At 37.9% G+C, this 5,842-nt stretch carries 7 protein-coding genes; 5 read left to right on the forward strand and 2 right to left on the reverse strand.

Annotated features, from left to right (window positions below):
• Window positions 1-79: 79 nt before the first annotated feature.
• Together BAZSYMA_RS07825 and BAZSYMA_RS07830 are read right to left on the reverse strand one after the other, a co-directional pair.
• Window positions 80-745: a hypothetical protein gene (locus BAZSYMA_RS07825; RefSeq protein WP_090717578.1), complete on the reverse strand. Its 666-nt coding sequence runs from the start codon at window positions 743-745 to the stop codon at window positions 80-82.
• Window positions 746-802: 57 nt separating this feature from the next.
• A complete protein-coding gene (locus BAZSYMA_RS07830; RefSeq protein WP_090717581.1) occupies window positions 803-1,090 on the reverse strand; it encodes a rhodanese-like domain-containing protein in 288 nt (95 codons plus the stop codon).
• Window positions 1,091-1,170: 80 nt separating this feature from the next.
• Here BAZSYMA_RS07830 and serS point away from each other — a divergent pair, with 80 nt between their 5' ends.
• The 5 genes from serS to BAZSYMA_RS07855 form a co-directional block, all read left to right on the forward strand.
• Entirely contained in the window at window positions 1,171-2,460 is a 1,290-nt protein-coding gene (gene serS / locus BAZSYMA_RS07835) for a serine--tRNA ligase (RefSeq protein WP_090717586.1), read from the forward strand.
• 17 nt (window positions 2,461-2,477) lie between these two features.
• Complete coding sequence (yajC, locus tag BAZSYMA_RS07840; protein ID WP_090717589.1) at window positions 2,478-2,813, forward strand: preprotein translocase subunit YajC; 336 nt, start codon at window positions 2,478-2,480, stop codon at window positions 2,811-2,813.
• 14 nt (window positions 2,814-2,827) lie between these two features.
• Entirely contained in the window at window positions 2,828-4,678 is a 1,851-nt protein-coding gene (gene secD, locus BAZSYMA_RS07845) for a protein translocase subunit SecD (RefSeq protein ID WP_090717592.1), read from the forward strand.
• On the forward strand, window positions 4,675-5,595 hold the full coding sequence (gene secF, locus BAZSYMA_RS07850) for a protein translocase subunit SecF (RefSeq protein ID WP_090717596.1): 921 nt from the start codon (window positions 4,675-4,677) through the stop codon (window positions 5,593-5,595). The genes secD and secF overlap by 4 nt, the downstream gene beginning before the upstream one ends.
• A 44-nt stretch (window positions 5,596-5,639) precedes the next feature.
• A partial coding sequence (locus BAZSYMA_RS07855) for a hypothetical protein (protein WP_143243161.1) occupies window positions 5,640-5,842 on the forward strand: 203 nt, incomplete at its 3' end.

Raw genomic sequence — 5,842 nt, forward strand, 5'->3', positions numbered from 1 at the left:
CCAGGTAGTTTTGAAAATATTTTTGAAAAAATCTAAAAATTGAAATTAGGGTGGAGAATTATGAGTTATGCAAAAGTCTCTAAACAATATGATTGCTTGAGGATTTATTCTTGTATTGCAAATCTTTGCGTGTTGATTCGCGTTTAGAGCGAGGGATTTTTTCCTTCTTTTGCTTGGTTTTTTCTTCTTTAGAGATGATTTTATCAACTGATACTAAGTCATCAACACTTTGAGCGATTTTTTTAAAGGCTTTTGGTGCTTGGATTTCAACCATTTGTTGCACAATCCATTTTTCATCAACATCGGTCATGGCTAGTTTGATTTTTTCACCGAAGTATCTTAAAAAGCGGTAATCGGGTTCATTGCCGATAAAGTCGTAGTTTGAATAATCTTGCGAGCGCTGATTGTAAGTATTGATAAATATTTTCCAATGGTTACCTTCACCGATGCGCTCGGTTTTGTTTTCTTGATAATAAAAGGCGGATTGCTTAGCCAATTTGTGGATGAGTTCTTGTCGTTGCTCGTTGCTGAGTGTGTTAAATACAAGGCGGTCAATGGATTGAATAAGAAAGCATAAATATTCAGCAATAACATCAAAGACTTGTTCTTTTTCAATGACAAAACCTTCGTTGATTAAATCCTCAAGATGGTTTTTGGTAATACGCCAACAAATAAATGCCATTGCGCCACCGATATCTTCAATGGTTTTGACTTGGGTTTTGTGCCATTTACTTTTTACACGCATATAAATAGTTTACAGTATAAGGTTTATGGCTTTAGATGAACAATAGAGTTTAGTGATTTATTCGCAGTTGTAATTGCGGAAAGAGCCTAGGTCGTTGACATTGTCAAAGCCCATTTGCACTAGATAATTTTTAGCAGTTGATGAGCGAGCGCCTGACACACAATACAAAACAATAGCCTTGTCTTGATTAAGAATGTTCTTTGCATTCATGATAGATTGTAAAGGCAAATTGATTGCGTTTGGTAGCGCGCCTTGAGAAAATTCAGTGCTTGAACGCACATCAACTAATTGAGCGCCATCAGCCAAGAGTTTACAAGCATCTTTGCCTGAAAATGAGTTGAACATAGTATAATTCCTTAAATGTTTGTAAGTGAACACGCCTTACGCAGAGTATTCAATCTATATAAGATAACCATTATATACTAATGTTAAGTAAAAAGCAATTAAGAAACGATATTAAAGCAATTGAAGTGGCGCTGAAGAAGCGCAATTTCTCTTTTGATGCTAGCGCATTGTCTGATTTAGAAGATAGGCGTAAAAAGAATCAGATTGAGACACAAGAAATACAAAATTGTCGCAACACACAATCAAAATCGATTGGTAAAGCGAAAGCAGCGGGTGAAGATATCAATCCATTATTAAAGGCAGTTGCTGGCTTGGGTGATAAGCTTGATGCAGCAAAAACCGAATTACAAAGCATTCAAGCAGAGATTGACACGATTGTTATGGGGTTGCCGAATATTCCACATGAATCAGTGCCAGAAGGCAACTCTGAAGATGATAATATTGAAGTGTCAAAATGGGGTGAGTCAGGTCAGTATAATTTCGAAGTAAAAGACCATGTTGATTTGGGTGGATTGTACGGCTTAGATTTTGAAGCGGCTGCTAAGATTGCTGGCAGTAGATTTTGCGTAATGACGGGAAAAATTGCAAAATTGCACAGGGCTTTAACCCAGTTTATGTTGGACCACCACACTGAGAACAATGGCTATACTGAGGCTTATGTGCCTTATTTAGTCAATGCGCAGTCATTAACTGGCACAGGGCAGTTGCCTAAGTTTGAAGCAGATTTGTTTAAAACCAGTTTGCATGGCGAAGAAGGAGAGGCAAAATCTTTGTATTTGATACCAACAGGTGAGGTGCCAATCACCAACATAATGCGTGGCAAAATAGTGAAAGAGAGTGATTTGCCAATTAAATTTGTCGGTCACACACCAAGTTTCCGCTCTGAAGCAGGCGCCTATGGTCGTGATACGCGTGGTTTGATTCGTCAGCATCAGTTTGAAAAAGTAGAAATGGTGCAAGTTGTTAAAGCACAGGATTCTTATCGGGTATTAGAAGAGCTTACCGGTCATGCTGAAGGCATTTTACAGGCATTAGAACTACCCTATCGTAAGGTTAATTTGTGTGCAGGTGACTTAGGTTTTTCAGCTGCTAAAACTTATGATTTAGAAGTATGGTTGCCGGGGCAAAACGCTTATAGAGAGATTTCTTCATGTTCTTGTTTTGAAGCTTTTCAGGCGCGTCGTTTACAGCTAAGATGGAAAAATCCAGAAACTAATAAGCCGGAACTACTACATACTTTGAATGGTTCAGGTTTGGCAGTAGGTAGAACTTTGGTTGCAGTGTTAGAAAATCACCAACAGGCTGATAAAAGTATTAAAATACCCGATGTGCTGCACAAATATATGGGTGGCATCACCATTATTAAATAACTTACTTTAGGAGAAAAATGAACTTATTAGATTTAATCATATCACCCGCACATGCTGCCGAAGGTATTAATTCAGACCCATCTGCTTTGAACCAATTAATACCACTAGTGCTTTTGTTTGTAGTTATGTATTTTTTACTTATTAGACCACAACAAAAACGCGCAAAAGCCCATAAGGCATTATTAGGTGCATTAAAGGCTGGTGACGAAATTGTAACCAATGGCGGTATAGTTGGCACAGTGAAGTCGGTTGATGAATCTTTTGCTACGGTTGAAATTGCTAGTGGTGTGGTGGTTAAGGTGCAAAAACAAGGCATTAATCAAAAAATGCCTAAAGGCAGCACTAAGGCTTAAAGGTACTTTCTAATATGAATCAATACTCTGGCTTGAAGAATGCATTAATTGCCTTTTGTTTACTACTTTCTATTTTATACGCCTTGCCAAATATTTTTGGCTCAGATTTGGCAGTGCAAGTGTCAAGTGCTGGCGGTAAGCTTGTTACTGAATCTGATTTAGATAAAATCACCGACACGCTAAAAAGTAAAGATGTTAATTATAAATCAGTCGCTTTATCAAACCGTCATATCTTGGTGCGTTTTGACAACAATGCCAGTCAGTTGTCTGCCAAAGACATTTTAAAAACATCGTTAGGCCGTAACTATGTAGTGGCACTTAATCTTGCGCCTTCAGTACCATTATGGTTGTCTAATTTAGGCGGTAAGGCCATGTCGCTTGGTTTGGATTTACGCGGTGGTGTGCATTTTCTATTGGAAGTCGATATGTATGCGGTAATGGCGGTGTCGATTGATAAGCACTATAACGAGTTGCGTACACTCTTGCGTGCTGAGCGTCTATATAAGAGTATTAAAAAAGAAGGCGAGCGTATCGTTATTCGCCTTAAAACTGTTGATACAAGAGCGAAGGCGTTAAAGATTATTAAGTCAGAATTGAGCGATTTAGTTGTTTTAGAAACCAACAATCAAGATAAGTTGATGATTTATCTTGCTATTAGCAATAATGCACAAAAAAACGCCAAAAAAAATGCGCTAAAGCAAAATATTACGACGCTGAGAAATCGTGTTGATGAGTTAGGTGTGGCAGAGCCTATTATTCAACAACAGGGTTTAGAGCGTATTGTGGTGCAGTTGCCAGGCGTACAAGATACAGCAAGAGCCAAAGAGATTTTGGGCGCAGTGGCAACTTTAGAATTTAGATTAGTGGATGAGAGGAACGACCCACAAACAGCCATTCAATCTGGCAGAATGCCCATTGGTTCAAAACTTTATTATTTTAAAGATGGTAGGCCTTTATTGTTAAAAAACAGAGTGATTGCCACAGGTGAAAATATTACGGGTGCAGCTTCAGGTGTTGACGATCGTAGTGCACCAATGGTGAATATTACTTTGGATAGTATTGGTGGTCGTGCAATGCTAGATACTACTAAAAAATATTTAAAACATCGTATAGCGGTGGTGTTTATTGAGAACAAGGTAGAAACTATCATTAAAAATGGCAAGACCATTAAAAAACGCACGACTACCAAAGATATTATTAACGCTGCCACTATTGAGGGTGTATTCTCATCACGCTTCCAAATTACGGGTATTGACAGCGGTAGAGAGGCGCGTAATTTGGCACTATTGCTCAGAGCAGGTTCGCTTTCAACACCCATTGAGATTATTGAAGAACGCACAATTGGTCCAAGTTTGGGCGCAGACAATATTGAAAAAGGCGTATTGAGTGTTATTATTGGGTTTATGTTGGTGCTAATATTTATGGCTATGCGTTATCGTGTATTTGGATTGGTGGCAAATATTGCCTTGACGCTTAATTTGGCGATGATTGTTGCGGTGCTTTCTTTATTGCAGGCCACATTGACTTTGCCGGGTATTGCGGGCATCGTGCTTACTGTGGGTATGGCAGTGGATGCTAATGTACTCATTTTTGAGCGTATCAAGGAGGAATTAGGCTCAAATAGTGATATTCAAAAAGCCATTTCAAGTGGTTACGATAAAGCTCTCTTAACAATTGCAGATGCAAATATTACCACGCTGATTGCAGCGTTAGTATTGTTCAGTTTCGGCACTGGTCCAATCAAGGGTTTTGCCATTACTTTATCAATTGGTATCATTACTTCTATGTTCACAGCGATTATTGTTTCTAGAGCCATTATTAATAAAATTTACGGTGGTAAAAAACACCAGGAGTTGTCAATATGAAAGCCTTAAATATTCCTAAAATAGACTTTATTGGCAAGCAAACTTATGCGATTATTTTTTCGTTATTATTGGTTTTTGTTTCAATATTTTCACTGTCAATCAATGGTTTAAAGCTTGGCATTGATTTTACTGGCGGCACTTTGCTTGAAGTAGGTTATCAGCAAGATGTTGATTTGGCTGATGTGAGGGCCACACTTAGCGAAGCCAAGTTTAAAGGTGCTAGTGTACGATATTTTGGTTCAACCAAAGAAATTCTAATTCGTCTTGAGCCACAAGCTATTTCCAGTGCAAAGCTAAGCTCTAAGATTATTCATTTGTTAGGCAATGATGTAGATATCCGTCGTGTGGAATTTGTTGGACCTAAAGTTGGTGAAGAGTTAACCAATGATGGAGGTTTGGCAATGTTGTATGCGCTTATCGGTATTCTGATTTATGTTGCGTTTCGTTTTGAATATCGTTTTGCTCTGGGCTCAATTTCAGCGCTTATTCACGATGTCATTGTTACCTTGGGTATTTTCTCATTTTTGCAAATAGAATTTAATTTAACAGTGTTGGCTGCGATTTTGGCGGTGATCGGCTATTCGTTGAATGATACCATTGTCGTGTTTGACCGTATTCGTGAGAACTTTTTATCAACTCGACATACAGATCCTATAAAAATTATCAATGCTGCACTTAATCAAACACTTTCTAGAACACTGATGACTTCAGTGACAACGCTATTGGTATTGTTAGCATTGTTCTTCTTAGGTGGTGAGATTATTCACAATTTTGCTCTAGCATTGTTAATCGGTGTGGTGATTGGCACTTACTCATCAATTTATGTGGCAAGTTCTATGATTTTAGCGCTTGGTATTAGCAAGCAAGATTTGTTGCCTTCAGAGAAGGAAAGTAAAGAAATTGACGCTAGACCTTAGAAGAATTATAATCCTTCTAAGTCATTATTAAGGAGTATGAATAAATGTTAGAAGATAAAGGCTGTCCAGCACAATTAAGCATTAAATACAATAATAAATCCAATCGAGCAACCGTATTTCTCCGTTTGCTCTTAGCGCTACCAATTTTAACAATCCTTATTTTACTTTTAGAAGCGCATTTAGATCAGAGTAATAATGCTAATACTAATGTTATGCAGATAGGTGGCGGTTTTCTATTTTTTCCAAT

The sequence above is a fragment of the Bathymodiolus azoricus thioautotrophic gill symbiont genome, assembly GCF_001298715.1.
GTDB lineage: Bacteria > Pseudomonadota > Gammaproteobacteria > PS1 > Pseudothioglobaceae > Thiodubiliella.